Source organism: Blautia sp. TM10-2 (assembly GCF_003480845.1).
Lineage (GTDB): Bacteria > Bacillota > Clostridia > Lachnospirales > Lachnospiraceae > Fusicatenibacter > Fusicatenibacter saccharivorans.
In genome coordinates this window covers 61,972-88,762 of record NZ_QUJZ01000011.1, presented here as the reverse complement: position 1 = coordinate 88,762, position 26,791 = coordinate 61,972, and the positions used below count along the sequence as shown (strand labels likewise).

Below are 26,791 nucleotides of genomic sequence, written 5' to 3'. Positions count from 1 at the left end.
TATGTCAGAAGAATTTCTCAGTTATTTCGTTCTGAATTACTCTTCGTCTTCGTTTTTCTTTCTGCCGCGGAGTTTGAATCCAAGTCCGCCGGCACCAAGAGATGCAACTGCCATGCTTACCCATCCCCAGATGTTGGTAGCATCACCGGTCTTTGCATTATCGCTCTTCTTGGAAGTAGAAGTATTGGATACTTTATTACTTGCAAGCGGAGTAGATGTTGCTTTCGGGGTGCTTGTCGGGGTCTTCGTCGGCTGCGTCGTAGGTATTGTGGTAGGAGCAGTCGTCGGGGTTGTGGTTGGTGCTGTTGTAGGTGTAACCGTCGGAGTCTCAGTTGGGGTTACGGTCGGGGTTTCCGTCGGGGTAACAGTCGGAGTCTCGGTCGGGGTTACGGTTGGGGTCTCTGTAGGAGTAGGAGTCGGCTCTTCTGCTGATTTCTTCCAGGTGAAGCTAAGATCCTGATATCCCAGTGAAGAAACTGTAATTTCAAAGGAATCGCCCTCTGCGAACGGTGCTGCATCTGTCTTTAAGGAACCATCCTCATTGAACAGTACAACAGCTCCTCTTCCGCTTGCTGCATATGCTTTTCCATTTACAGTAACAGAGGTAATGTTCTTCAGATAATCTGCAAACTCTTCATCTGTTGCATCCCCGTTCTTAAACAGACCCGGTGTTGTCGTATCTTCGTTAAATGCTGCCGGCATCTCTTCCGTGTAAAGGATAAAGTCTGCGGAAAGATCTGCATATTTACCATTCTTATCGCTGACAGTCAATGTATAAGAACCTTTCTCTGCATTCTTGAAGTACAGAGTATCACCGGACACGGTTCCCGTCAGACCTTCTACTGTATAGACAGCATCGTAATCATCCGGCAGGCCTTCCAGTTTAACAGAAGCATTTCCAGATGTGACAGACGCATTTTCTACAGAAAATTCATATGCAAACTTAACCGGTACATATACATCTGCGTCGACTTCGTAAATTCCCTTGCTGGTGTAATAGGTAATTTTGTTGATGGTCTGTCCCATCATGCTCTTGTAATGTTCCGAGGAGGTCGGGCAGTTATGAACGCTTGTCGTAAATCCAGTGCTCCATGCCAGCTCAGACACTCTCCAGATATTCTCCAGATGACGCATTCCGTAATCGTTGCCCTCTTTTGTGCTGACAACAACACCATATACGGTATCTTCGCCTGCTTTGATGGTATCAGTAAGACCATCCAGATCCAGCTGATAATCACCGTATTTGCTGTTAGTGGAGAGCTCTGCCGTTACATTTTCCAGCTTTGCTGCCTCGGTTCCCTGAACAGCACCAAAGGTTACATTGCCGTCTGCATCTACAGATGCTTCTTTGTAATAAGACGGAACCTCATGTAAAGTGTAATATGCATAGCTTGCATTCTCATACAGTGCATCTTTTCCGGTATACGTTGTGGTGGATGTTTGTCCACGGTTGGTAACGGTGATTTCTACAGAATCCTCATCTGTCACTTTCGTGTATTTGCTCAGATCCATATCCTCTGTTACTTTTACTGGGAAGGTGATACCTGTAATATCGCTTCCGTCTGCATTCACATGGTAAGATCCGCCGGAAAGTGAGGCTGTTCTTGTTTTGTTCTTGGTTGCGGAAGTAAATGCATCTACTGGAATATCGTTATGAACCTCTGCCTGATAGAACTCAGCATACGGAATGTTCATTAATACATACTGGGACTGAAGTGCTTCGATTGCTGCATTCAGATGCTCTGTTGCTTCGTCTACGGTTCCCTGGCTCTGTTTTTTCTCCAATGCTTCTTTTGCTTCTGCCAGTTCTGTCTGCATATTATTCCAGGAAGTTTCCGTGTAAAGCTCTTTATTCAGTGTATCTGCCTTTGCAATTGCCTCTTCCAGTGCTGCTGTGCTCTCTACCGGATCAGCTCCTACAATATTCGCTTTAGTTGCTTCAAAAGTGTAGGAAGCATCTGCATAGCCAAGTGCATGAATCGTAATCTTCCAATAACCGGTTCCATCCGTTCCCTCCGGTAAAGTGCAGCGCAGGGAATCGGTAAGGCCAAGCTGAATTCCCATTACTTTATGCATCCAGTTATCTGCTGCGAATTTTGTTCCATACGTTGCTTTTGCATTCGTATAAGTGGAATCATCACCGTAATAAGTCCAGGTTACGGTCTGCAGATTAGCAGCCAGATCGCCGTAATTTCCCGTTAAATCTACGCGAAGGAATTCTCCATAAGAACCTTTGGCTTCTTTCACGGTCAGTCCTACGGTCTCAGCATCCGGAGCTGTCTTCAGCGCCTGATCTTTGATTCCGGATTCACTTCCTGTTGTTCTTGCAGAGAAGGAGAAGCTTCCATCTGCATTTTTCACTGCTATCTTCAGACCGTTTGTGTTTTCTGTTACATCTGCAACCAGGCCTGTATAGCTCTGCAGTTTATTTTCAGAAAATCCACCGGAAAGTGTTCCGCCGTTTTCTACCACAACATACTTTTTGCAGAAATCTTCGTAATCATCTTCCGAAACTTTTACAGGCACATATTTCAGACCTTTTACTTCATAATGATCAATCTGGCTCTTATCGTAAGTTACGGTCTCGCCGTTGGTCAGAACTGCCGTGGTTGCTGCGGTATAATATGCCACATCATAGGTTGTGCCATCTTTCATGTAGATAGTCGCTGCGCACTGGAAGCTTCCTCTGTGCAGTCCATGGTTTGTGGTCGCACGGGTTACAACATCAAAAGCGCCTTTATCACTTTCTTTGCGACTGTCAGTTTCATCCGAACCAGCGTCGCTTCCTGCCGCCTGAACTCCTTCTGCTGCCCAATACTCAGCCCAGGTAAGACCTGCATATACATATTTATATGTTGTTTCTTTCTTCTCATAAGTAAAGGAAAGCGTCTTGTAACCTGTTGCAGTTACTTCGATTTCAAATTTATTTCCTTCTGCAAAAGCGGCAGCTGTCAGATCAAGCGTACCGTCTTCTTTGATCAGAATTATTTTCCGTTTTCCAGTTGCTGCATATTCTTTTCCATTTACTTTTACCGAAGTGATGTTCTTGATATAATCAGCAAAGTCATCTTCTGATGCATTCTCTGCTTTTACAAGCGCCGGAGCACTTCCTTTTTCGTTGTAAGCAGCCGGCATTGCATCTGTATACAGAGTAAAGCTCTGTGTCAGATCTGCATAAACACCTTTTTTATCATGAATCGTCAGAGTATACATTCCTTTTTTCGCATTTGCGGAATAAGAAATGGTATTTCCGTCTACTGCAAATCCATCCAGACCATCTACGGAATATTCTGCATCATAATCAGCCGGAAGTCCGGTTACGGTCATCGTTGTCTTTCCAGTGGAAAGAGAAGCGTCTTCTACGGATACACTTGCCTCAAATTTTGTTGGAACAAAAATATCATTCACCGGAATCGTGTAGATTCCTTTGCTGGTATAATAAGTAACCTTATTGATATGCTGTCCCATCATGCTCTTGTAATGTGCAGAAGAAGTCGGGCATCCATGCACCTGTGTTGTAAATCCAGTTGACCATGCCAGCTCTGTTCCGCGCCAGATATTTTCCACATGACGCATACCATAGTCATTGCCTTCTTTTGTGCTGACAATAACACCATAGATCTGATCGGTTCCAACATCAATCGTGTTCTCCAGTCCGTCGAGATCCAGCTGATAATCTCCATATCTTGATTCAGTCATAAATTCCGGAGATACATTGGTCAGTTCAATTGCAGTTCCAACTGTTTTTCCAAAAGAAAGAGAGCCATCTGCATTTACCGTTGCTTCTTTGTAGTAAGAAGGTGCTTCGCTTAATACATAATATGCATAGTCTGAGTTTTCAAATAAGGCGTCTTTTCCAGTGTATGTCTGTGTAGATGTCTGACCACGGTTTGTTACTGTAATACTTACAGAGTCAGAATCTGTTACTTTCTTAAATTTGGAAAGATCCACTCCTGTTACTTTAACCGGGAAGGTAATTCCATTGATTGCACTTCCATCTGCATTGGTATGATAAGAACCACCGGCAAGAGTGGCTGTTCTTGTTTTGCTCTTCGTTGCGGAAGAAAATACATCCACTGGAACAGAGTTGTTTACATCTGCAGCATAAAATTCATCATACGGAATGTTCATCAGAACGTAAGCCACCTGCTCAGTTGGAGTCTCGGTCGGGGTCGCCGTTGGGGTTGCGGTTGGCGTTGCTGTCGGGGTCGCCGTCGGAGTCGGTGCTTTAACAAGGCCTTTTACTGCAGTATTCAGCGCATCTTTCGCGGTATCAACAGCGCTCTGGGATTCTTTTGCAGAAAGAGCAGATTTTGCTGCGGTAAGAGCAGTCTGGACAGCTTTCCAGGAGTCTGCGGTGTAGTCAGCTTCCTTTAATGCTTCGGCATCTGCGATTGCTTTTTCAAGTGCTGTGGTGTCTACTGCTTCTGGAGTCGGGGTTGCTTTTTGGGTTGCTGCAAGAGCCGCGGTTTTTACTGCATTCGAAGTTCTGGTTGCACCCGATACAATATCCCATCCTTCAATGTTTTCAATCGTTGCATCTTTTCCAAGAAGTTTCGTTTTGAATCCTTTGCTGTTTGTAGCTGCTTTTTTAAAATATGTAGCATTTTCTGTATTGTATCCAGAACCAGGTGTTACTGCAATATCAGAAAACTTACCGTCTGCAACTGTGATTTTGACATTAACGTCATATTCATCCCATGCATTCTCATCCTCATCGTCTTCTGCAGTTCTGGTAACATGAGCCGTAGACTCATAAGTGCCATCTGCCAGCACGCCACTTGTAGCATCCGCCAGTGCGGTTCCCGGGAGCAGGCTCATGGTCATGGAAGCTGCCATTACGGCTGCTAATGATTTTTTCTGAAGTTCTTTTCTTTTGATCATAACTTCCTCCTTTTTCCTTTTCCACAGTTTTGCAGGAAAAACAGGGGCAAAACTGTCCTTCATTATTATATTAGTTTTCACTAATCAATAATTGTTTTAACTAACCGTAGATTATTCTACTAATTTTTGATCGTTTTGTCTAACTCTTAACTGATTATTTTTTCTCAAAAGAGGCACAGATTCTGCTTATTGAGTATTTTTACTATTTAATGATCCGATACTGTGAAGTTTGTGGGATGATTTTCGTTCCCACACAGAAAAAATTCCGTAGATATGGAGTTTTCACCGCGAAGAACTCTTTCGTCCATCGCGTTTTACCGCAGAAAGAATGCGGTCCGAAAGGATTCCGATCAGCATTCCGGTGATGACTCCGGCCACGAGAAGCGCCGGCAGATAATAGAACAGTTTGCGGTTCTGCACCACGAGAGCCGCCACGCAGATCTGCGCGACATTGTGCGTCACGCCTCCTGCAATACTTACGCCGGTGATACTAAAGCCCTTGATGTGTTTCAGCAGAAGCATCACAAGAAAGCTCAAAAGCCCGCCGGCAAGGCTGTAAAGGATGGACATTCCATTTCCGAACAGATACCCCATCAGAAGAATGCGGGCGACGGAAATCATCAGGACTTCCCCTGCCGGAAGGAAAAAGAGGCCGACGACTACAACCAGATTGGCAATGCCGAGTTTGATTCCAGGAACACCGAGGTTGATCGGGATCAGTACCTCCACATAACTGAAGATCATGGCAAGTGCCATCAGCATGGCGCATAAGGCAATTTTTCTGCTTGCAGTGCGGCTGTCTCTCATAAATTCCAATTCCTTTCTTCTAAGCTGGTATTATTTTACAATCACATCCGGCGCATCGTCGGCGTCGTCCGTTGTGGATCCGTCACTTTCTACCTCCGCAACCAGCTTATGCGGCAGGCACACGATCGTCTCATTTACCTGGGAAATCGTACCCTGTCTTTTGCAGTAGCCGTCCGGGCAGTCAGCTTCTTCCATATGGGCACTTCCGTTTTCGATCACCAGGACATTCGTTCCGTGACCCGTCTGAATTTTCACGGTCTGATTTTCTGCGAGTGAATACGTTCCGTAGACCTCGCCGTCCACCGTGACTTTCATGGTATTTCCATTTTCCGTTTTCGGCAGCCGAAGTGCCAGGGCAAGGATTCCAGCCAAGAGCAGAACGGCGCCTGCCAGAATCAGATCTTTTTTCTTCATATAGTTTTCCTTATTCTGAATCAGATGCCAGCCCATAACAGCAGTGTCAGCAGGAATACAGCACGGAACAGCGTAAAGAGGATTTCATTTCCGTGAAATTCCTTTACCCCGCAGCGGATATTACCTTTCGGACACGTATCAATACATTTCTGGCACTGGAAACAGTCGCCGGAGATCTCCACGTATCCATCGGATGGCAGTTCCACCGCTGACGGGCACTGTCTCGTGCAGGCGCTGCAGCCGCGGATGCAGTTTTCGCGTTTCCGGTGCAGAGTAAAGAACGGCAGGATCGGAAGCAGAGAAAAGACAGCTCCCATTGGGCACAGGAAACGGCAGAAAAAGCGCTCCTCAAAGAACATGCCGACCAGGATCAGCACCAGAAGAACAATGCCTGGAATATAAGAGGAAAGTCGGAAATTTCCCGCATGCAGCATGGAAAAGACATCCCACGGGCTTGTTCCTCTTGCTTTCTGATAAACTCCTGCAAAGCAGCAAAGAGCAATCAGAAGCAGAATGCCGTATTTGACCAGCGCCAGTTTTTTTGCCAGCTCCGGTTTGATGCATCTGGGCTTCTTTTTACGTTTCTTACAGATTATACCATAAATTGCGTGCATTGCATCCCCCAGACTTCCAAAAGCGCATGCAAAACCGCAGAAAAATCTGCCGAAAACAATCGTAAATGCACAGACAAGAAGCAGAGCCGACACAAACGCGGTCATCTCAATTTTTTCACCCTGTCCAAGCTGCGTAAAAATGTATTTCACTCCGTTAAATGCAGCGGTAAATACTGACGGAAGAAACAGGAAATATAAAAGCTGGATTCCGGCACGCAGGCAGGAAACGATCTGTTTTCTCTTCTTTGCCGGTAATGTGGATAGATCTAAATTTTTCATGTTATTTCTCCGCCTTTTCTATTGCTTCCTGCGCCGCATTTCTGATACCGGTGGAGCTGAATGTTGCTCCGCTGATCGTATCAACATCGGCGGACTGTGCCTCAATAATCTTTGGAATGATCGCCTCCGCGTTTGACAGATACGCACTGTCCTCGCCGTCGGCGGATGTGATGGCAAGATCGGTAATCTGGCCGCCCTCTACGGTTACTTCAACTGCAATGGTGCCGCCGAAGCCGTCAGCTTCACCGTCATACGTACCGTCCACGTACTGCCCTTCTGCTTCTGCTGCTTCACTTGCGGCCGTATCCGCCGTGTTGGATGCAGCTGCTGCGGCCTGCAGATTTTCCTTCTGAAGCTGGGTCGTCTCAAGCTCTGCCGAGAGCCGCGCGATCTGATCCTCTTTGTCTCTTTTATCGAGTACGGTATTGTAGCCGATCAGAACAGCAGCAATGACAGCGACATTCAAAAAACGAACAATCAATTGTCTCATCTGTTTTCCCCTTTATTGCGTTACTTTCGCAGCATCCAGCGCATTCCGGCATGCCTCAAGAATGGCTTTTGAGGAGCAGGTTGCACGGGAAACGGTGTCGATGTTTTCAAGCGTTCCGGTTTCCAGAATCTGAGCGGAAACGCCTTTGATTTTGGAGGTTCCTTCGGATGCGCGGCGGATGTAGGAGGCATTCTGACTGTCTCCGTCACCGGTGATGTTGCTTAACGCTACGATTTTATCGTTTTCAATTGTTACCGTCACAGAAAGCTGATAAGCGGTAAAATCTTCATCTTCATCCGGCTCGCAGACGGCAATCGCTGTGTATTCGCCGTCCTGATAGATCTTTTGTTCCGGAGTTTCCGTCGGGGTTGGTGTTGGCGTCTCAGTTGGCTCCGGGATTTCGGTCGGGGTTGGTGTTTCCGTCGGTGTCGGGGTTGGATTTTTCTTTTCCTCAGTTACGCGTTCTGCCTCTTTTAAAGCTTCCTCGATTGCCGCAAGAATTCCCCTGGAGCTGTAGGTTGCGCCGGAAACGGTGTCAACTTCCAGTGTCTGGTTTTTCACAACGTCCTTTGCTGTCTGTTTTGCGCGTTTTAAGAATGCTTCGTCATCTTCACTCTCGGTCACGAGAATTGCCTTGATCGTCTCATCCTGAATGACAACTGCCGTTGTAATGTCTCCCAGATAGCCCTCGCCGGTTCCGTAGTAAATGCCTTCCTCGTATGGGAATTTTCCTTCCGGAATCGTTGTGGTTCCGCCGCTGCTCGTTCCGTTATCCGGAACGGTCTCGCCGTTTGTTGCCTTCTTCGCATTTTCCAGCGCCTGTTTTACTGCGTTCTGGATGCCGCGGGAGCTGTACGTTGCGCCGGATACGAGATCCACATCGGTTTTCTGTCCGTCTACGATGCGGTCCGCTACGACTTTGGCACGGTTGAAGAATGTCTCGTCATCTTCGTTTTCCAGAATCAGTACCGCTTTGATCGTCTGATCCTGCAGGGCTACCGCCACTTTGATGTCTCCCTGGAAACCGGCGGCCGTGCCGTAATAAATTCCGTCCTGATAAGGGAAACTTCCCTTGGATGCAGACGAATTGTTATTGTTCTGATTATTATTCTGGCTGTTGTTTCCGTTGTTTGTATTGCTCTGGCTTCCTCCGTTTGTACTGGAAGACCCGTTCACTGCCGCCTGACTTAAGGCACTCCGCACAGCTTCAATAATACCGCGGGAGCTGTATGTCGCGCCGGAGACCGTATCCACATTCGTACTCTGTGTTGAGATAATCGTCGAAATCAGAGAGGAAGCACTGGAAAGGTAGCTTGGCGTATCGCTGTTTTCCACAATATCAATCGAAGCAATTTTTCCGCCGCTGACAACAACGCAGACTTTCATTGTGCCGCCAAATCCTGTTCCGGTTCCGTAATACGTTCCATCCCGGTAGGCAGCCGGTTCTTCGATTTTAGATACTGTAACGGTTCCGCCGGCAGAGGCTCCGCCGCCTGCCGCTCCTGATGCGGATGCCGGTTCTGAAGTGTCCTCCTGACCGGTCAGTGCATTTTTCACGGCTGCAAGGATACCTTTTGAACTGAAAGTTGCACCGGAAACCGTGTCCACATCCACACTCTGGGATGCGATGATACGGTCGATAACTCCCTTCGCACGGTTCAGGAAAGCTGCGTCCTCGCCGGGAGCGCTTACAATCGAGATCGACTGAATCGTTTTGTCTTTCAATACGACAGAGACTGTAATCGTACCGCCAAAACCTGTTCCGCTTCCTTCGTACGTTCCGTCCGCCAGCTCAAAGCTGCCGGAACCGACGGCTGCGACAAGTTCTGCTTCGGTATCGGTTGTCTTTTTGGTATCGTCCTTCTTTTTTGTATCATCTTTCTTTTCCGCTGCATCGGTATCCTGTTCCGGCTCCGGTGTCACCAGTGCCTCCGGCTGCTCTACGGCGTAAACCGGTGCAGTGTAGCCGTTCAGCGAAATACCGGCACAGGCTGCTACGATAACTGCCGCGAGAGCCGGTGCAAATGCTGTCAGTTTTTTCCATTTTCCCATGGTTATGTATCACCGTCTTTCCTGATAATGTTTGTCTCGTGATCGGATGTGAAATCGTCAGCAATTCCTTCGGTTACATACAGAACGCCGTCCGCATCCTCCAGAATGGTGTCAAATTCATCGCTGTGTGCACGCCAGTATTCGGCCGCCTTGTCCTTCCCCATGATGAAAAGAGAAGTAGAAAGGCCATCCGCCAGTGTTCCGTCAGCACTTACGATCGTCACCGACACCAGACCGTTATTTGCCGGATGACCGGTCGATGGATCGATGATGTGATGATATTTCATGCCGTCCTGTTCGAAATACCGCTCATAGCCGCCAGAAGTAATAACCGCCCGGTTGGCCGTCGAGAGAATGCCGAGATAATCATCCTCTGCCTCCGGACTCTGCACGGCAACGCGCCATTTACTGCCGTCCGTTTTCGTGCCGACAACCTGAACGTTTCCGCCGAGGTTGATGAGCCCGCTCGTCACACCGCATTCCCGGTAAATATCGGCGATTCTGCCGGAGGTATAGCCCTTTGCGATTCCGCCGAAGTCAATTTTCATGCCGTCCTTGGCAAAGCTGATGGATGCGCTGTCCTTGTCGTATAGGATATCATTGGCATCGGTCAGCGGAAGGAGGCTTTCGATCGTCTCATCCGAAGGAATCGTATAATTTCCGGTTGTAAAACCCCAGGCGTCCATGATCGGATAAATTGCGATGTCGAAAACGCCGTTTGTGCTGTCATACAGATCCAGCGAGCGTTCCAGCAGATAGGTGGTATCCTCCGATAAGGTTCCGCCGCCGTTTGCATTGATCTGCGCTACTTCACTCGTCTTCTCTCCGGTCGACAGAAGTGCATCCAGCCGCTCAATCTCCTGCTGCGCCTGATCCACCGCCGTTTCTGCATTCGGACCATAGGCAGTGACCGTCATGTACGTATCCATCGCAAAAATATCTCGGCTGCTCGATGCATCTGCGGCATCGGAAGAAGCTGTGGATGATGCGGATTTCTGCGTGGAATTCTCTTCCGAAGCGTCAGAACTGCTCGAAGACTCCGAAACAGACGCCGGCTGTGTCTGACTTTCACTGCTCTCCGGCTGCGCTGCTGTCCCCGCACCGGAACATCCGCCGACCGTCATCACCATGGCAAGACAAAATGCTGCAACAATTTTCTTTTTCATAAATAAAACTCCATTTTTTCTTATGTTAGGAAATCCTAACTTTGGTATTATAACATTAACTCGTAACTTACGCTATGAATTACTTGATAAAAGTTTTTCAATTAGCGTTCTGCATCTGATAAATTTTCTCATTTTATGTACTCTAAATCAAGTGGATTTTACTGGAATTCAAGCAGCGATATACAAAAAGCCCCCACAGCCGCATTGCTGCGGCCGCGGGGGCTTTAGAAATAACATTTTCAGAAATTACATATGATCGTGGCAGGTACGTGCAATTACGTCCATCTGCTGCTCTTTTGTCAGGTCGATGAATTTAACTGCATAGCCGGATACACGGATTGTGAAGTTTGCATACTCCGGTTTCTCCGGGTGCTCCATTGCGTCGATCAGTTTTTCGGTTCCGAATACGTTTACGTTCAGGTGATGTGCACCCTGCTCGAAGTATCCGTCCAGAACGTGTACCAGGTTCTCGGTACGCTCTTCGTCGTTGTGGCCAAGTGCGCCCGGGTTGATGGTCTGGGTGTTGGAGATTCCGTCCAGAGCGTCCTCATACGGCAGTTTTGCTACAGAGTTCAGGGAAGCAAGAAGTCCGCTCTTCTCTGCGCCGTAAGACGGGTTAGCTCCCGGAGACAGAGGCTCACCGGCTTTTCTTCCGTCCGGCAGAGAACCAGTTGCTTTACCATATACAACGTTGGAAGTAATGGTAAGGATAGAGGTAGTCGGCTCAGAATCACGATAGGTATGGCAGTATTTCAGTTTGTCCATGAAGGTACGAAGCAGCCATACAGCGATCTCGTCTGCTCTGTCATCGTCGTTGCCGTATCTTGGGAAGTCGCCGGTTGTCTCGAAGTCAACAGCCATTCCTTCTTCGTCACGGATAACTTTAACTTTAGCGTATTTGATTGCGCTTAAGGAGTCTACTACGTGAGAGAATCCTGCGATACCGGTTGCAAAGGTACGTCTTACATCGGTGTCGATCAGAGCCATCTCTGCTGCCTCATAGTAGTATTTGTCATGCATGTAGTGGATCATGTTCAGAGTTCCAACGTACAGATGAGCCAGCCAGTCCATCATAACGTCGTATTTCTTCATAACCTCATCATAGTCCAGATACTCAGCAGTGATCGGCTGATATTCCGGAGCAACCTGCTGTTTTGTCTTCTCGTCTTTACCGCCGTTGATCGCGTACAGAAGGCATTTTGCAAGGTTTGCACGAGCGCCGAAGAACTGTATCTCCTTACCGGTCTCGGTAGCAGATACACAGCAGCAGATGGAGTAATCATCGCCCCATACCGGACGCATTACATCATCGTTCTCATACTGGATGGAGCTTGTCTGTACAGAAATATGAGCTGCATATTTCTTGAAAGCTTCCGGAAGATTCTCAGAGTACAGAACAGTAAGGTTCGGCTCTGGGGACGGTCCCATGTTTTCCAGTGTATGCAGGAAACGGAAATCGTTCTTTGTAACGATAGAACGTCCGTCGATTCCCATACCGGCAACTTCCAGAGTAGCCCATACCGGGTCACCGGAGAACAGCTGATTGTAAGACGGAATTCTTGCGAATTTAACCATACGGAATTTCATTACCAGATGGTCGATCAGCTCCTGAGCCTCTTTCTCGGTCAGGATTCCTTTTTCGATATCTCTTTCGATGTAGATGTCAAGGAAAGTAGATACACGGCCAACGCTCATTGCAGCACCGTTCTGAGTTTTGATAGCTGCAAGGTATCCGAAGTACAGCCACTGAACAGCTTCTCTTGCGTTCTTAGCCGGCTCGGAAATGTCATAGCCATAGGACTGTGCCATAACTTTCATATCCTGCAGTGCTCTGACCTGGTCAGCGATCTCTTCTCTTAACTGGAAGTCACCACGACGCATTCCCTGACGATTTGTTGCAGCGAAGTCTGCTTTTTTGCGCTCGATCAGGTAATCAATACCGTACAGAGCAACACGACGGTAGTCGCCTACGATACGGCCACGGCCATAGGTATCCGGCAGACCGGTCAGGATTTTATTATGACGGGCTTTCATCATCTCTGGTGTGTAGATGTCGAATACACCCTGGTTATGTGTTTTGTGATATTTAGTGAAAATTTCATGAAGCTTCTCACTTGGTTTGTAGCCGTAAGTCTCGCAGGACTGCTCAGCCATTTTAATTCCACCATACGGCATAAATGCACGTTTCAGCGGTTTGTCTGTCTGAAGACCAACTACCTGCTCCAGATCTTTCATGCTGTCATCGATATATGCTGCGCCGTAAGCTGTGATTCCGCTTACAACGTCTGTCTCCATATCCAGAACGCCGCCTTTTGCACGCTCTTCTTTCTGGAGTTCCTGTAATTTGCCCCACAGACGGTCTGTAGCCTCTGTTGGTCCCTCCAGGAATTTCTCATCTCCGTCATATGGAGTATAGTTGTTCTGAATAAAGTCACGTACGTCGATGCCTTCTTTCCAGAGTCTTCCGGTAAAGCCATCCCACTGTTCAAATTCTCTCATTTGCTTTGTTCCTTTCTGGTGTTATTTTGTTTCGTCACGCTCCGGCATCTTCTTTGCACCGGGCATGAACACCTCCGCATGCATAATATAACAAATCTCTGCTTTCCGCGCAAGATATGCACTTGAAAAAATACAAGGAAAACCACAAAATCTTGTATTTTTATAAGAACAAAATCTACATGTGGCGCTTTTCTTTTATGCCCCGTATCCGATTTCATATATCTGCTCTGCAAAGTCACAAATAACATATGTTCCATCGGAAAATTCACTCTTCTGTACGCTTCCGTCCACCGTCATACACTCGTGGCGTACCAGTTCCAGGAGTGCCGTTTTTTCATGCAGCTCCGTTACAACGCGGCATCTTTCTGTCATCTCTTCCAGACTGATTTTCTCCCCGTCAAATGCACCATCTGTATTCGGATATGCGCCGTCCCGTACAAGATACGGTGCACCGCCTGCAAGAAGCGCATACAGCATATAGTCCTCGTCTTTTGAAACACGGTCCATCATCCACGGCTCGATCACACAGTCATGATACACAAGATTAAAGAGCGGCACCGGGATTCCTTTTTTCGGTGTCTCTGCCGGGCGCAGCATAAAGTCGTACGGCGCATAATGGCAGAATACCAGATACGGAACGGCCCAGTCGCTGACCTCCTCGGAGCTTGAGAGAATCCCCTGTGATAGCAGCCAGGAGAAGCAGTTTCCGCGGTACGTATAGCAGTCTCTTCTCGTCATCACATGCTCCGGATTTGCGCACTCGTCGCCCTCGTTGCACGTAAACACATCGAGGTATGCACCGTCAAGCCGGATTCCGTTTTTCTTCAGCTCGGCAAAATTCCGTTTCACATAGAACGGTGCCTGCGTTGCACAGAGATAGCTCTGCGGTCCGCCCGCCCAGTAACTGTGTCCCGGTATCGTTCTATCCGGAAGGCGGCAGGCATAATTTTCATCGTAGCTCGGCGCTGCATGGTAATAATCGCGGTACTGGTCGTGAATACCGAATTTGTAGCCGAAATCATGCATCGTATCGACAAGCGATTTCATGTCTTCCCATCCGCCGGCCGCTTGGCATGCCGGTGTGTAGTCCGGATGCTGGTTGTCATACCCCGGTTCTGCCCAGCCGTCCAGATGAAGATAGACTTTCTCTACGCCGAGATCATGAATTTCGCGGATCTGCTGTTCGCGCACGGAAAACGGCACTACGCGGTTATTTTTCTCCGGATTCTGCGGATCGAAAAAGCCGGACTCCGGCTGCACAACCGTCTTGATTCCCGTATGAACAAAACACGTTCCCACAAGATCGTGAATGGACGGATTCTGTACTGCCTTTTCTTTCAAAGTGCGCAGATGGCCCTGTTCCCGTACATACTGACGGTATGTTTTGCAGAGGTCGTTATAATCGCAGTTATTTAAAAACGTATAACGGAATACGCGGCGGTAATTCATTGTTCCAAGGCTTGGCTCCAGCCATGCCCCCACGCTGGTATACGGGCCGCCTGCCGGGTGCTCTGCCTGATAACCGACGTTCCACGGTGTTGTACAGATCGCTGTATAGCCGCATCTTTCCTTCACCTGGCCAAACCACGGCATATAGCCGCCGGAGGTCTCAAATCTGCCGTCAAACGAAAGCTTTCCAAGTTCCGTCTTCCAGGTATTCGGAATCAGAAGTCCCTGTCCCTCGGTAAGGAGTGTATACCAGTCATCGCGCCCGTTTGTAAACTCCATTGCCGTCGGCCACAGCACCTTTACCGGATGCAGTCCCTCCTCGCAGAGCGGAATCCACTCCATCCAAAATGTTTCATCCACAGCTTCGATCCAGATAATCGTCTCGAAGGCATACGGTGTTCCCGCAAATCCCGCATAACGGCTCCGGATGCCGCATCCGACGCCGAAGGAATAGACCTCATGGGAAATCTCCTCTGCATCCAGGAAACGGTATGTTCCCTCTGCAAAAATCAGTTCCGGTGTCTTTTTCGGATCCGTATTCCAGACAACGCCGTCTTTTTCGATCCTAAGTCCCAGCGTCTCTTCATCGAGCATCACAGCAAGCGATCCGCTTTCTATTTTTTTCATCGTGTGATATTCCCCTTTTTCTTTATCATATGCGTTCCAAACACCAGAAAGGCGCAGAGAACCCGTCCGCCTTTCTCTGCACGGTTCCGGATTTTCTGCGCCTTTTTCCACCTAACTTACATAATCTCTTCTTTTTCTACGACTTTACCGTCTCTCCAAATTCTCTCCAGATCGTAGAACAGGCGGTTCTCCTCATCAAAGATGTGGATGACAACATCGCCGTAGTCCATCAGAATCCAGTTTGCGGTCTGATAGCCTTCGATCTGTTTTGGATGTACGCCGGCCTTTCCGAGTACCTCCTCCACGTTGTCTGCCATTGCCTGCACCTGGTTACGGTTGCTTCCGCTGGCGATCATGAAATAATCTGCCAGGGTAGAAACATGGGTAATGTCCAGAATGCGGACATCCATTGCTTTTTTATCTTCCAGTGCTTCCAGTGCAAGTTTTGCAGTCTGTTTTGCTTCGCTCATTTATACTTCCTCCTTTGCCGTCCGTTCCCGGTGCAGTGCCTCATAGAACTGATATGCCTGCTCCGTCATCGGGTCCATCGTCTTCGGGTTTTCCGACAGATACGCCATACTGTCTTTTAAAATTTCATACATGCATTCGTCGATATCGGTGAATGCCAGCTTCCGAAGGCGGGTAAGATGAGGCGCCTTGTTTCGTGCCGGCTCGATATAATCTGCGATATAGATGATCTTCTCCAGCAATGTCATATCTTCTTTTCCTGTCGTATGCCAGGTGATGGCGCTTAAGATCTCCGGATCTTCCACCTTATACTTGTCCTTCGCCAGAAATGCACCGAGCTTGGCATGGATCAAAAACGGATTGTTCCGCTCAAACTCAGTGATTTCAATCTTATTTTTCTCACACATGGTGATTTTTTTCTTATTCGGAATGCATTTTGCACAGTCGTGAAGCAGTCCCGCGACACGGGCTTTTTCGAGATCCTCGCCCCATACCATCGCCATGGATGATGCGGTAAACATCACACCGAGCGTGTGATGATAGCGGTCTTCATCGACTTCCTTCTGGAGTTTTTTGTCCAGTTTCCATAAATCGTACTGTTCCATCCTGCTCTTCCTCTAATCCTGATAGATTTTCTGCTCCTGAATGTAGGAAATCACAGAATCCGGCAGATAGTATTTCACGGATTTTCCTTCCCGGATCCATTCCCGCAGTTCGTGGGAAGAAACATCCAGATTCGGTGTGTCGAGTTTCAGAAAGGTACCGTGAAGTTTTTCTGCATTTCGTTCCATACAGGCCAGAAGCTCTTCCTCTTTTGCCAGATCCCTGGTCGCCACAAGGATCTTTGCCGCGGCGCAGATCCGCTCTGGATTTTTCCACTCATCAAAATAGAACAGGGAATCCGCTCCAATGATAAAGTAAAACTCCGTGCCCGGATGTTCCTTCCGCATCGCCTCAAGCGTCCGATAACTGTAGGTATAGCCCTCATCTTTCATCTCTTTGGTGCAGAGCACAAAATGCGGATTGGATGCGATGGCACGGCGCACCATCTCGACACGCTGTGCATCCTTTGCCTGTCCCGCCCGGTTCCGCTTATGTGGCGGATTTCCGGCCGGAAGAAACCAGACTTCATCAAGCCCGAACTGCTCGTACGCCGCCTCGCCAAGGATCAGATGACCGATATGAATGGGATCGAATGTGCCTCCCATAATGCCAATTTTTCTGTTTTTCTTTTCCATACGTTTTCCTCAAAAAGCGCCGGAACTGCAGCGGTATGCTCCGGTCCCGGCGGTTCTTTCCTGCGGATTATTTCGGAAGCTGAATTTTCTTTTTCTCTTTTTTGCCCTCTTTGTACAGCACGATCTTTTTGCCGATCACCTGTACGACCTGGGAATTGGTGCGTTCTGCCAGAACTTCTGCGATCTCTCTTGGATCATCGAGGCAGTTCTGCAGTACATTGATTTTAATTAGTTCTCTCGCCTCAAGTGCCTCTGCTACAGCAGCGGTATGCTCCGGCGTGATGCTGCTTTTTCCTACCTGCAGGATCGGTTCCATGGTCATGGCAAGGCCTTTCAGGTATGCTCTCTGCTTGCTGGTCATACGTCTCCTCCTTCGTTATTTATTCGTTCTATTTATAATAATCAAATTCAAATCCATACATCTTGACGGTATCGCCTTCCTGGATGCCGGCCTGCTCGAGTTCGTCTAAGATACCGGTATCTTTTAAGAACCGCTGGAAGAAAGCAAAACCTTTCTCGGAATCCAGATTGGTGTAGCCGAGCATTTTCTCGATCTTCGGTCCCTCGATGATGAAGCGGTGCTCGTCCTCCGGGTCCTGCTCGACGGTGTACGGCAGGTTCTCGGCAAGAAGCATATCCTCCGGGAAGAATTCCTGCTCGAAGACCATACGCTCTTTCGGAAGCTCATCGAGTTTTTTCTGTACGGCATATAAAAGCTCTTTTAAGCCTTTTCCGCTGACGGCAGAAATCGGATAAACCGGGATGCCTTTCGGCTCGAACTCTTTTTTCAGACGTTCCACCGGATCCTCTTCGCCCTCTTCTACATAGATCGCATCGGTCTTATTGGCCGCGATGATCTGCGGGCGTTTTGCGATCTCCGGGTTATAGGCTTCGAGCTCTTTGTTGATCTTGTTGATATCATCCACCGGATCTCTTCCCTCGGTCGATGCAACGTCTACTACATGGATCATCACGCGGGTTCTCTCGATGTGGCGCAGGAATTCATGGCCGAGGCCGACTCCTTCCGATGCACCCTCGATCAGTCCCGGGATATCTGCGATAACAAATCCGCTGCAGCCCTCAAGGTCTACGACACCGAGGTTCGGGGAAAGTGTGGTAAAGTGATAATTTGCGATTTTCGGTTCTGCATTTGTCACACGGGAAAGAAGGGTCGATTTTCCAACGTTCGGGAAGCCGACGAGTCCGACGTCCGCGATGACTTTCAGTTCCATTCTTACTTCCAGCTCCTGTGCCGGCTGGCCTGGCTGGGCGTATTTCGGAACCTGCATGGTAGCGGTTGCGTAATGCATATTTCCGTTTCCGCCTTTTCCGCCTTTTAATACAACCTGACGGCGGTTTTCACCGGACATATCTGCGATGACTTTTCCGCTCGCAGCGTCCATAATGACGGTTCCTTCCGGTACTTTCAGGACAATATCTGCGCCGTTTCCGCCATGGCATCTGCGTTTTCCGCCCGGCTCGCCGTCGGTAGCAGAAAACTTTCTTCTGTGGCGGTAATCAACCAGTGTATTCAGTCCTTCGTCAACTTCAAAAATAACGTCTCCGCCTTTGCCGCCATCGCCGCCGTCCGGCCCGCCGTTCGGTACAAAAAGCTCTCTGCGGAAACTGACATGTCCGTCTCCGCCCTTACCGGAGCGGATCAGAATTTTTGCTCTGTCTGCAAACATGGTATTCTCCTGTCTTGTTTTATCTAAATCCAAATCGGTCTGCTGGACCTTTAATTATTATTAACAAAAACGGCTTCAAACCTCTTAAGATTTGAAGCCGCACCTTTGTCTTACTCTTCTGTTGCTACCGGATATACGGAAACCTGTTTTTTGTCACGTCCTTTTCTTTCGAAAGCTACGCGTCCGTCAACCATAGCGAATAAGGTATCGTCTTTTCCGATTCCTACGTTCACGCCTGGATGAATCTTGGTTCCACGCTGTCTGTAAAGAATGTTTCCAGCCTTTACAACCTGTCCGTCAGCTCTTTTTGCTCCTAATCTCTTGGACTCGGAATCTCTACCGTTCTTGGTAGAACCAACTCCTTTTTTATGAGCGAAAATCTGAAGGTTCATATTTAACATGGTATTACACCTCCTTGAATGCGATCTCTAAGTATTGTGCTCCATAATCGCGGCGGATACTTTCGAGGCCCAGCAAAAGTGATTTTACAAGAAGTGCGGTACTTTCAGAATACCCATTCGGGAATGAAAAATACACGTATCCATCTCCAGCCTCACTTATAATCAGATCCTCTGTCAATGTTTCCACGGAATTTACGGTGTTTACAATCAATGCGGAGACAGCGGCACAGATGATATCCTGCCCTTCCTCTGCATAGCCTGCATGACCGTTTGACTCCACGGAGATGTACTCGCCGTCAGACTCTGTTACGGTTATACAAATCATAAGACTTAAGCGTTGATTTTTTCAATCTTCACTTCAGTGTACTGCTGTCTGTGACCGTTTTTCTTATGATAACCAGTTTTTCTCTTATACTTGTAAACGATAACTTTTTTGCCTTTACCGTTTCCAACTACAGATGCGGTTACGGATGCATTTTTAACGTCCTCGCCAACTTTCAGTCCGTCATTGCTTACTGCAAGTACCTGATCAAAAGTTACGGTTTCTCCAGCTTCAACGCCAAGTTTCTCTACTCGGATAACATCGCCTTCAGCTACCTTGTACTGTTTACCACCTGTTGCAATAATTGCGTACATATGGCACCTCCCTATCAATTACTCGCCAGATTCGGTGGTCTTTCGACTCTTTTACCTCTCTGTGCGGCATACTTCTACAATATATCATCACGTCTGCTGTTTGTCAATAGTATTTTTCAGGAAATTGCAGATTTTTTTTCACATGCAATTGCCAGTGCGCCAGGTCCGATGTGGCAGGCAACGCTTAAGGACAGTGGATGCGCATCGACTTCAAAATCCGGGAAGGCTTCTTTTACTTCGACAATCCATCCATCGATTACTTCTTTGTCGTTTGCGGTATAGGCAATGTGAAGTCCCATGATGCCGGCTGCACGCTCTTTTGCGAAGCGTTTGTCCATATCTTTTTTCATAGCCTTGATCATGGCTTTCTTTGCCTGTTTCACACCGCGCGCTTTTTCAAACGCGTCAAGCTTCTCTCCCTGGATCGTCAGCACCGGTTTGATATTTAAAACGGTTCCGATCATGGCTGCTGCCGGCGTAACGCGGCCGCCTTTTTTCAGGTATTTTAACGTATCTACCATAATATAGATACTTGCATCCAGCGCATCCTCTTCCAGAATTGCTTTGATGTCTTTTGCTGCCACGCCGCGGTTTGCCATTTTCTTTGCATCCAGAACAGACTGCTGCTGCGTAACGGAGATTCTCTGGTTGTTGACAACCTGCACTTTTCCTTCGTAGTCCTCGGACAGCACGGTCGCTGTATCACAGGAGGTGGAAAGGCCGCTTGACATCGGAATGTAAACAATGTCATCGTACTCTTCGAGAATTTTGTTCCAGAAATCCATCAGATCTCCCGGAGACGGCTGAGATGTGGAAACAGCCGCATCCTCTGCCAGAATCTCGTAAAACTGTTCCTGTGTCAGGTCGATATCCTCAAACTGGATTTTTCCGCGCATGAAGAAAGGCATCGGAAGGACAAAAACGCCCAGCTCTTTCGCCTGACTCTGTGTAATACCGCTGTTGCTGTCGGTAGCAATAGCTGTTCTTGCCATAGTTCTTATTCCTGCTGTCTCTTGTTAGAGAAACAGCTTTTCCTTTCTGTAATATCGTGTAACGCTTGATTTGCTGTTATTCTATCATAAATCGTACCTGTTTTCTACCCGGCTTGGACATTTCTGCAAAATTGCCCAAACTGCTTTTGATTCTTTTTACATCATACCAATACCAAGGAAAAACAGTCCGCCAAGGATCAGCAGAATGGTCGGAATTACGATTTTTGCAATGGTCTTTTTTCTTCTCTCCTTCGGGAAAAATCCTTCGCTTTTTGTCTGCTGGTACATCAGAAGACGGCTTCCCATATAAAGACCGATCGGCATCAGCGCCGCTTCGATCAGATACATGCCGATGTACGTTTCCGTTGCGTATCCGCTGCCTGCTGCTGCGTTCCCCTGCGAGAACATATAGAGGAAGCTTGCCGCAATGCTCGCCACAATCGTCGATGCGTTATGGACGAAATGAAACAGCGAGCTGTAAAACATGTTGTCGGTCTTCATCCGCACATACGAGAGAACGATTCCCATCATCATCATCGGAAGAAAACGGACGATGCTCATGTGGAAAGCGCCAAAATAAACGCCCATCAGAAGCAACATCACCCATTTCTTTTTGATTCCGCGCAGGCTGTACTGCAGAAGACCGCGGTGCAGTGCTTCTTCACAGATGGCCGGTGTCAGCGCAACGACAAGCAGCTCGCCGAAACAGGAAAGGCCCGCCATACTGCTGTCCATGGATTCCGAGAGGCTTGCGTATTCCTGCGGGAAAATCCATTCCATCAGAAGGAAAAGGGCAAGCACACCGCGGTACGTCACATACCACATCAGAATGGTTCCGAGGATTCCGGCTCCATCCGGCTTTTTTAATGGGAACACTTCTTTTAACGGAATATGAAGTGCCCGTACGACGAGAATGGATCCGATCAGGAATACAATGATCTCGTCCAGCGCATTTCCATACATCCCTCCTGCAAGAACCAGCGGGATTCCGGCGAGATTAAAAAGAACCATCAGAAAGGCAAACACAAGCAGGCCCTGCCATGGTTTCAGTATCTTTTCTTTTTCCGCCGGATGCGGCCGTTTTGCCGGCATCTGGTTTCGAAAGGGTTCGTAAAGATATGGGGTATCATTTTCATTGAGGTGAATCGGTTTCTTTTGTGGTTCCATATTCATTCCTCCTTTGTAAGGTCACTGTCATTTCATCTGTTCTGCCAGCGGCCGGCGGATTTTCTTTCTCGTCAGTTCCACGAGATGAAGCGCCGTCATATCCACAACTTTGGTCGGAACGGGATCTTCCCGCACAAGACCCTGCAGGAAGCCGAGAAGGCGCTCCTCCTGCTCTTTTTCCGGCATGTTGATAAAGTCAACCAGGATCAGACCGGAAATCCCGCGCAGGCGGATCTGGCGGGCGATTTCGCGGGCTGCCTCCTGGTTTACGCTGTACAGAAACGTATTTTTCCGTCCGCCGAGCTGCTTTCCGCTGTTCACATCGATCGCGGTCAGCGCTTCGGTCGGTTCGATCACGAGGAATCCGCCGGAAGGCAGATCCACACGTTTGTCGAGTGCCTGTTTTACGTGATTTTCGAGATTTTCTTTCTTTGTCAGTGTGGTAAGCTGATCCTCATACCAGGTCAGGCGGCAGTCGTGAAAATCATGGCGCTCCAGATATTCTCTGCAGATCTCATACGTTTCTCTGTCATCTGTCACAAGTTCTGAAACTGACGGTGCATACCGTTTGACGAGCTCCGGCACGGCATCTGACGCCCGATACAGGCAGGAGTACAGGCTCCGCATCGTTCCATACTGGACAATCCGCGCGAGTTTTTCGGACAGCTCGAGATATTCCTGCCGGATCTCTTCTTCCGAAGCATCAGCGGATGCGGTGCGGAAGATCACGCCAAACGGAAGGCTTCCGCCGGAAAGCTCTGGAAACATCCGGCTTCCCAGTTCTTTTAACCGTTTTTTCTGCTCCGGCAGAAGGCGTCCCGAGCATGAGATTTCCGGCTTTCCATAATAGAGCGCCAGGGCACTTCCCGAAAGAGAAAGTTCTGCTGTCGCCGACGGAAGCTTCGTTTTCTGCGCTTCCCGCTGGATCTGCACGACAATTTCATCTCCGACATGCAGTTCCGTTCCCGGTGCTTTTTTCAGAAGATACCCTTCTTTTACACGGGACAGATCAAGAAAACAGCTCTGCTGCTCCGCAAACGAGACAAATGCCCCGCGGATCCCGGGCGCCAGTTTTTCCACCCGGCCGACATAGATATTGCCAAGCAGCGTTTCCTTCTCCCTGCAGAGGGCCGTCAGTTCGACCGGTTTTTCTCCTTCCACCAGCGTGTGTACCAGGTAATCTTTTCCCTCCCACGGCAGATGGGCAATGACAACTCGTTTACTCAACTTCTTCTCCTAATGCTTCCAGCGGAACCAGCTTTCGCTCTTCTTCCGTTCCGATGTCTGCGTAAACTTCCTCGCGCAGAATCGTGTATGCAAACGGCGGCAGTTCAACCCCGCACCATTTGCAGAACGCTTCCATCACGAGCTCCGGTTTCAGGTTCGAAACACTTCCGGTGGAGAGCTGCATCCAGACACCGCTTTTCTTTGCTTTCATATCGTAAATCCATGGGCGGATATCGGTCAGCTTTTCGCTTCGTTTTGTCTTTCGCATGATCTCAATCTGCGGAAGTGCAAAAAACACCGGTACTTTCGTTTCCAGATCAATCTCCGGCATTTTTCCCTCGCGGAACTGCACGAGATAATCGGCTCCTGCTACGAGAGACATTGCCTTGCTTGCTTTTCCATCCGGCACATGGCGGGCGGAAAGCACTTCCATTCCCTCAACCATCGTCGCATTCAGACGTTTTACAATCTCGTCGGTTTTCATATCTTCCGCGAGCACCATATCGAAATATTCACCGGTGCTGCTGATGCCGACACCGAGCGGAGAAGCAAACGACAGCAGCATGTGCGGGCTGAAGCCCTCGGAATAAGCGATCGGAAGTTCTGCACGGCGGATTGCTTTCTGGAAGTAACGCATCACATCCAGATGACCCACAAATTTCATCACACCTGTTTTGGCAAACTTAATTCTGATTTTCATAGCAGACACCTCCTCCGAATGATTTTGCTCCGCAGCCGGAACACTGCATCTTACAGTTCGGGGTAACGGTTTCTTTCTGTGCCCGCTCCCATTCGCGGATCAGGAATTTTTTCGTCACGCCGATATCAAGGAAATCCCACGGAAGGATCTCATCGGTGCTGCGCCCACGGCAGGCATAGAACGAAACGTCAATGCCGGTCTCTGCAAACGCTTCTTCCCAGGCATCTTTCCGGAAATACTCGGACCAGGCATCGAAAATAGCACCTTTTCTGTACGCTTTTTCAATAACTTCGGCACATTTCCGGTCACCGCGTGCAAGGAATCCCTCCAGAAGGGAAATATCTGCCTCATGATAAATGTAACGGATGCTCTTCTGATTCAGCTGTGCGCGGACCTCTGCCTTTACAATCGCCGCTTTGTCAAGAAACTCCCTCTCCGTGTTCATCGGTGCCCACTGGAACGGGGTGAACGGCTTCGGGATAAAGAACGAGGAGCTTGCCGTAATCTGGCATTTTCCGTTTCTCTGGTCTTTCGGAATCTCATAGTAACGCTCTGCGATCTTTTCCGCCAGATGCGCAATTCCTTTGATATCATCCTCGGTCTCGGTCGGAAGGCCCAGCATGAAATACAGTTTTACTTTATTCCAGCCGCCCTCAAACGCTTTTCCGGCTCCGTCGAGAATGACTTCCTCGGTCAGACCTTTATTAATAACATTCCGCATCCGCTGGCTTCCCGCCTCCGGTGCGAAGGTCAGGCTGCTCTTTTTGATATCCTGTACCTTGCTCATGACATCGAGGGAAAATGCGTCGATTCGAAGAGACGGAAGGGAAATATTGACACCTTTTTCCGGGCAGCTGTCGATCAGATAGTTGACAAGCTCCGGAAGATGGCTGTAATCACTCGAGCTCAAAGAACTCAACGAAATCTCATCGTGGCCGGTATTGCGCAGCATATGGGTCGCAAGTTCTTTTAACTTCTCCACATCGCGCTCTCTTGTCGGACGGTACACCATACCCGCCTGGCAGAAACGGCAGCCGCGGATACAGCCGCGCTGGATCTCCAGAACGACACGGTCCTGTGTTGCCTTGATAAACGGCACGACCGGTTTCTCCGGATACGTTGCCTCGGTCATATCCATGACGAGCTGTTTTTTGATCTTTTCCGGTGCTTCCGGAATGGACGGCGTAAAGGCCGCGATCGTTCCGTCCTCGTGGTACGTTACTTCATAAAACTGCGGTACGTAAATACCAGGGATTCGGCATGCCTTTTTCAGGAAATCCTGACGGGTTCCGCCGTTCTTTTTATTTTCCAGATACGTGTCGAAAAGCTGGTCGTACACAACCTCACCCTCTCCGATGTAAAACAGGTCGAAGAACGGAGCGATCGGCTCCGGGTTATACGTACACGGGCCGCCGCCGATGACGATCGGGTCCTCGTCGGTACGCTCCACCGCATGCAGCGGGATTCCGGCAAGGTCGAGCGCCTGCAGAACGTTCGTATAACACATCTCATACTGCAGGGTGATAAACAGGAAATCCTCGTTTTTCACCGGTTCCTGGGATTCCAGGCCGAACAGCGGAATGTTCTGTTCACGCATCACGCGGTCCAGATCCGGCCATGGGGAATAAACTCGCTCGCACCACATGTCCTCGCGTTTGTTGAACATATCGTACAGGATCTGAATGCCAAGGTGGGACATACCGATCTCATACACATCCGGGAACAGGAATGCGCCGCGCAGGGCTACTTTCTCTTTGTCTTTTACGACACTGTTGAATTCATTTCCAATGTATCGCGCAGGCTGCTCAATCTGGAGCAGCACTTCTTCTGGCAATGCTAATTTTCTCATGCAATTCTCTCACTTGTTCTTATTTTTATTTGTCCAGATACGCCGCAAGCAGTTCCAGCGTATTCTTCACGCCGTCCACATGGCTTCTCTCATATCCATGGGATGCGTACACACCGGCGCCGATCAGGGCATGGCGTGCGTCTGCGCCGCCGCGGAGCGTTGCCTCCACGTCAGATCCGTAGTGCGGGTAAACATCCGCCGCATAGTCGATTCCGTTTGCTTTTGCTGCCGCAATCAGCTCGCCGGTAAAATCGTAGCTGTAAGGGCCGCCGCTGTCTTTGACGCAGATGGATACCTGATGCTCTTTACACTCCAGTCCGTCGCCGACACAGCCCATATCAACGGAAAGGATATCTGTTACACCCTCCGGAACGGAAGCAGATCCGCCGTGGCCGACCTCCTCATATACAGTGATATGCTGATAAACCGGGCGGGACAGTGTTACGTTTTCTTCTTTTAAATACTTCGCATAGCCGAGCAGGATTGCAACGCTCAGTTTATCATCGAGAAAACGGCTCTTGATGTAGCCCTTCTCCGTGATGCGGGTTCTCGTCTCAAAGCAGACGATATCACCGGTCTCGATGCCGAGCGCCTTTGTCTCCTCTTTGGAGAAGACCATCTCATCCAGAACGACCTCCATATTGTCGTAGGTGCGGTCCTGCTGGTCGTAGGAACCGTTGACATGGATCGACGGGTTGTTCATCTGGAAGCAGCCCTCGTACCGTTTTCCGTCTCTTGTGATGACAACGCAGTTTTCCGTCTCCGCATTGTTCGGATTCATACCGCCGAGCGCGGTGAGACGAAGACGGCCGTTTCCTTTCACTTCCGCTACCATGCCGCCGAGCGTATCGGTATGTGTCTCCACAAGGACACCGCCGTTTCCTTCACAGCCTTTGGCAAGCTGCACCAGAAGGCCGCCCTTTGTGGTGATCACCGGCGCATAGCCCATCGCTTCGTACTCTGCTTTCAGCCATGCAATGGCATCTTTCGTGTAGCCGGTCGGGCTGTCGATGGAGAGCAGTTTTTTCAGTTTCTCTGTTATAAAATCAACATAAACCTTTGTATTTTTCATGTTTCTTCCTCCATTTTTGTTTCTGTTTTTTCTTCTTTTTTCGAAACATTTTGAAACAGAAACTGCAGATTT

23 protein-coding genes are annotated in these 26,791 nt (G+C 48.8%); all 23 read right to left on the bottom strand.

Annotated features, from left to right (window positions below; genetic code table 11):
- Positions 1-36: 36 nt before the first annotated feature.
- The 23 genes from DXD92_RS12375 to DXD92_RS12265 all read right to left on the bottom strand — a co-directional run bounded on the left by DXD92_RS12375 (position 37) and on the right by DXD92_RS12265 (position 26,719).
- A complete protein-coding gene (locus tag DXD92_RS12375) occupies positions 37-4,884 on the bottom strand; it encodes a penicillin-binding Tp47 domain C-containing protein (RefSeq protein WP_118659662.1) in 4,848 nt (1,615 codons plus the stop codon).
- A gap of 282 nt (positions 4,885-5,166) precedes the next feature.
- A complete protein-coding gene (locus tag DXD92_RS12370) occupies positions 5,167-5,691 on the bottom strand; it encodes a Gx transporter family protein (RefSeq protein ID WP_055266099.1) in 525 nt (174 codons plus the stop codon).
- Positions 5,692-5,721: 30 nt separating this feature from the next.
- Entirely contained in the window at positions 5,722-6,105 is a 384-nt protein-coding gene (locus DXD92_RS12365) for a NusG domain II-containing protein (RefSeq protein ID WP_117804978.1), read from the bottom strand.
- Between the two features lie 20 nt (positions 6,106-6,125).
- Positions 6,126-6,998 carry a 4Fe-4S binding protein gene (locus DXD92_RS12360; RefSeq protein ID WP_117761496.1) on the bottom strand — a complete coding sequence of 291 codons (873 nt, stop codon included), beginning with the start codon at positions 6,996-6,998 and terminating at the stop codon, positions 6,126-6,128.
- Between the two features lies 1 nt (position 6,999).
- On the bottom strand, positions 7,000-7,488 hold the full coding sequence (locus DXD92_RS12355; protein ID WP_055228158.1) for an FMN-binding protein: 489 nt from the start codon (positions 7,486-7,488) through the stop codon (positions 7,000-7,002).
- A 12-nt stretch (positions 7,489-7,500) separates the two neighbouring features.
- Entirely contained in the window at positions 7,501-9,540 is a 2,040-nt protein-coding gene (locus DXD92_RS12350; protein WP_117761495.1) for an FMN-binding protein, read from the bottom strand.
- Positions 9,541-9,542: 2 nt separating this feature from the next.
- The gene (locus DXD92_RS12345) at positions 9,543-10,706 is read right to left on the bottom strand and encodes an FAD:protein FMN transferase (RefSeq protein WP_117804979.1); all 1,164 of its coding nucleotides are present in this window, start codon (positions 10,704-10,706) and stop codon (positions 9,543-9,545) included.
- A gap of 246 nt (positions 10,707-10,952) precedes the next feature.
- Entirely contained in the window at positions 10,953-13,205 is a 2,253-nt protein-coding gene (gene pflB / locus DXD92_RS12340) for a formate C-acetyltransferase (RefSeq protein ID WP_117508947.1), read from the bottom strand.
- Positions 13,206-13,400: 195 nt separating this feature from the next.
- Positions 13,401-15,281 (bottom strand): DUF5696 domain-containing protein, encoded by a 1,881-nt coding sequence (locus DXD92_RS12335; RefSeq protein WP_055267920.1) that lies wholly within the window; start codon positions 15,279-15,281, stop codon positions 13,401-13,403.
- A gap of 116 nt (positions 15,282-15,397) precedes the next feature.
- The gene (gene rsfS, locus DXD92_RS12330; RefSeq protein WP_022462899.1) at positions 15,398-15,751 is read right to left on the bottom strand and encodes a ribosome silencing factor; all 354 of its coding nucleotides are present in this window, start codon (positions 15,749-15,751) and stop codon (positions 15,398-15,400) included.
- On the bottom strand, positions 15,752-16,354 hold the full coding sequence (gene yqeK, locus DXD92_RS12325; protein WP_117801121.1) for a bis(5'-nucleosyl)-tetraphosphatase (symmetrical) YqeK: 603 nt from the start codon (positions 16,352-16,354) through the stop codon (positions 15,752-15,754).
- Positions 16,355-16,366: 12 nt separating this feature from the next.
- Entirely contained in the window at positions 16,367-16,987 is a 621-nt protein-coding gene (nadD, locus tag DXD92_RS12320) for a nicotinate-nucleotide adenylyltransferase (protein ID WP_118640606.1), read from the bottom strand.
- A gap of 67 nt (positions 16,988-17,054) precedes the next feature.
- Positions 17,055-17,348, bottom strand: a complete 294-nt coding sequence (gene yhbY / locus DXD92_RS12315; protein ID WP_022462902.1) for a ribosome assembly RNA-binding protein YhbY — start codon at positions 17,346-17,348, stop codon at positions 17,055-17,057.
- A gap of 28 nt (positions 17,349-17,376) precedes the next feature.
- Entirely contained in the window at positions 17,377-18,675 is a 1,299-nt protein-coding gene (gene obgE / locus DXD92_RS12310) for a GTPase ObgE (protein ID WP_022462903.1), read from the bottom strand.
- A gap of 110 nt (positions 18,676-18,785) precedes the next feature.
- Complete coding sequence (gene rpmA / locus DXD92_RS12305) at positions 18,786-19,076, bottom strand: 50S ribosomal protein L27 (protein ID WP_022462904.1); 291 nt, start codon at positions 19,074-19,076, stop codon at positions 18,786-18,788.
- Between the two features lie 4 nt (positions 19,077-19,080).
- Entirely contained in the window at positions 19,081-19,401 is a 321-nt protein-coding gene (locus tag DXD92_RS12300; RefSeq protein WP_055228163.1) for a ribosomal-processing cysteine protease Prp, read from the bottom strand.
- A 5-nt stretch (positions 19,402-19,406) separates the two neighbouring features.
- Positions 19,407-19,712, bottom strand: a complete 306-nt coding sequence (gene rplU, locus DXD92_RS12295; protein WP_022462906.1) for a 50S ribosomal protein L21 — start codon at positions 19,710-19,712, stop codon at positions 19,407-19,409.
- 116 nt (positions 19,713-19,828) lie between these two features.
- A complete protein-coding gene (locus DXD92_RS12290; RefSeq protein ID WP_055267903.1) occupies positions 19,829-20,704 on the bottom strand; it encodes a DegV family protein in 876 nt (291 codons plus the stop codon).
- A gap of 156 nt (positions 20,705-20,860) precedes the next feature.
- The gene (locus DXD92_RS12285; RefSeq protein WP_158554948.1) at positions 20,861-21,871 is read right to left on the bottom strand and encodes a type II CAAX endopeptidase family protein; all 1,011 of its coding nucleotides are present in this window, start codon (positions 21,869-21,871) and stop codon (positions 20,861-20,863) included.
- Positions 21,872-21,898: 27 nt separating this feature from the next.
- Positions 21,899-23,098: a ribonuclease E/G gene (locus DXD92_RS12280; protein ID WP_117508950.1), complete on the bottom strand. Its 1,200-nt coding sequence runs from the start codon at positions 23,096-23,098 to the stop codon at positions 21,899-21,901.
- Positions 23,091-23,798 (bottom strand): TIGR03936 family radical SAM-associated protein, encoded by a 708-nt coding sequence (locus DXD92_RS12275; RefSeq protein WP_117508951.1) that lies wholly within the window; start codon positions 23,796-23,798, stop codon positions 23,091-23,093. The genes DXD92_RS12280 and DXD92_RS12275 overlap by 8 nt, the downstream gene beginning before the upstream one ends.
- The gene (locus DXD92_RS12270) at positions 23,782-25,647 is read right to left on the bottom strand and encodes a TIGR03960 family B12-binding radical SAM protein (protein ID WP_118640605.1); all 1,866 of its coding nucleotides are present in this window, start codon (positions 25,645-25,647) and stop codon (positions 23,782-23,784) included. The genes DXD92_RS12275 and DXD92_RS12270 overlap by 17 nt, the downstream gene beginning before the upstream one ends.
- A 25-nt stretch (positions 25,648-25,672) precedes the next feature.
- Complete coding sequence (locus DXD92_RS12265; RefSeq protein ID WP_055267893.1) at positions 25,673-26,719, bottom strand: M42 family metallopeptidase; 1,047 nt, start codon at positions 26,717-26,719, stop codon at positions 25,673-25,675.
- Between the last annotated feature and the right edge of the window lie 72 nt (positions 26,720-26,791).

Bases quoted from the DNA above. Each gene is read 5' to 3' on its own strand.
- DXD92_RS12270 (WP_118640605.1), bottom strand. From the start codon at position 25,647: ATGAGAAAATTAGCATTGCCAGAAGAAGTGCTGCTCCAGATTGAGCAG.
- DXD92_RS12265 (WP_055267893.1), bottom strand. From the start codon at position 26,719: ATGAAAAATACAAAGGTTTATGTTGATTTTATAACAGAGAAACTGAAA.
- DXD92_RS12345 (WP_117804979.1), bottom strand. From the start codon at position 10,706: ATGAAAAAGAAAATTGTTGCAGCATTTTGTCTTGCCATGGTGATGACG.
- DXD92_RS12365 (WP_117804978.1), bottom strand. From the start codon at position 6,105: ATGAAGAAAAAAGATCTGATTCTGGCAGGCGCCGTTCTGCTCTTGGCT.
- rplU (WP_022462906.1), bottom strand. From the start codon at position 19,712: ATGTACGCAATTATTGCAACAGGTGGTAAACAGTACAAGGTAGCTGAA.
- yhbY (WP_022462902.1), bottom strand. From the start codon at position 17,348: ATGACCAGCAAGCAGAGAGCATACCTGAAAGGCCTTGCCATGACCATG.
- pflB (WP_117508947.1), bottom strand. From the start codon at position 13,205: ATGAGAGAATTTGAACAGTGGGATGGCTTTACCGGAAGACTCTGGAAA.
- rsfS (WP_022462899.1), bottom strand. From the start codon at position 15,751: ATGAGCGAAGCAAAACAGACTGCAAAACTTGCACTGGAAGCACTGGAA.
- obgE (WP_022462903.1), bottom strand. From the start codon at position 18,675: ATGTTTGCAGACAGAGCAAAAATTCTGATCCGCTCCGGTAAGGGCGGA.
- DXD92_RS12370 (WP_055266099.1), bottom strand. From the start codon at position 5,691: ATGAGAGACAGCCGCACTGCAAGCAGAAAAATTGCCTTATGCGCCATG.
- nadD (WP_118640606.1), bottom strand. From the start codon at position 16,987: ATGGAAAAGAAAAACAGAAAAATTGGCATTATGGGAGGCACATTCGAT.
- DXD92_RS12360 (WP_117761496.1), bottom strand. From the start codon at position 6,998: ATGAAAAATTTAGATCTATCCACATTACCGGCAAAGAAGAGAAAACAG.
- DXD92_RS12275 (WP_117508951.1), bottom strand. From the start codon at position 23,798: ATGAAAATCAGAATTAAGTTTGCCAAAACAGGTGTGATGAAATTTGTG.
- DXD92_RS12300 (WP_055228163.1), bottom strand. From the start codon at position 19,401: ATGATTTGTATAACCGTAACAGAGTCTGACGGCGAGTACATCTCCGTG.
- DXD92_RS12335 (WP_055267920.1), bottom strand. From the start codon at position 15,281: ATGAAAAAAATAGAAAGCGGATCGCTTGCTGTGATGCTCGATGAAGAG.
- DXD92_RS12355 (WP_055228158.1), bottom strand. From the start codon at position 7,488: ATGAGACAATTGATTGTTCGTTTTTTGAATGTCGCTGTCATTGCTGCT.
- DXD92_RS12375 (WP_118659662.1), bottom strand. From the start codon at position 4,884: ATGATCAAAAGAAAAGAACTTCAGAAAAAATCATTAGCAGCCGTAATG.
- DXD92_RS12290 (WP_055267903.1), bottom strand. From the start codon at position 20,704: ATGGCAAGAACAGCTATTGCTACCGACAGCAACAGCGGTATTACACAG.
- yqeK (WP_117801121.1), bottom strand. From the start codon at position 16,354: ATGGAACAGTACGATTTATGGAAACTGGACAAAAAACTCCAGAAGGAA.
- DXD92_RS12285 (WP_158554948.1), bottom strand. From the start codon at position 21,871: ATGGAACCACAAAAGAAACCGATTCACCTCAATGAAAATGATACCCCA.
- rpmA (WP_022462904.1), bottom strand. From the start codon at position 19,076: ATGTTAAATATGAACCTTCAGATTTTCGCTCATAAAAAAGGAGTTGGT.
- DXD92_RS12350 (WP_117761495.1), bottom strand. From the start codon at position 9,540: ATGGGAAAATGGAAAAAACTGACAGCATTTGCACCGGCTCTCGCGGCA.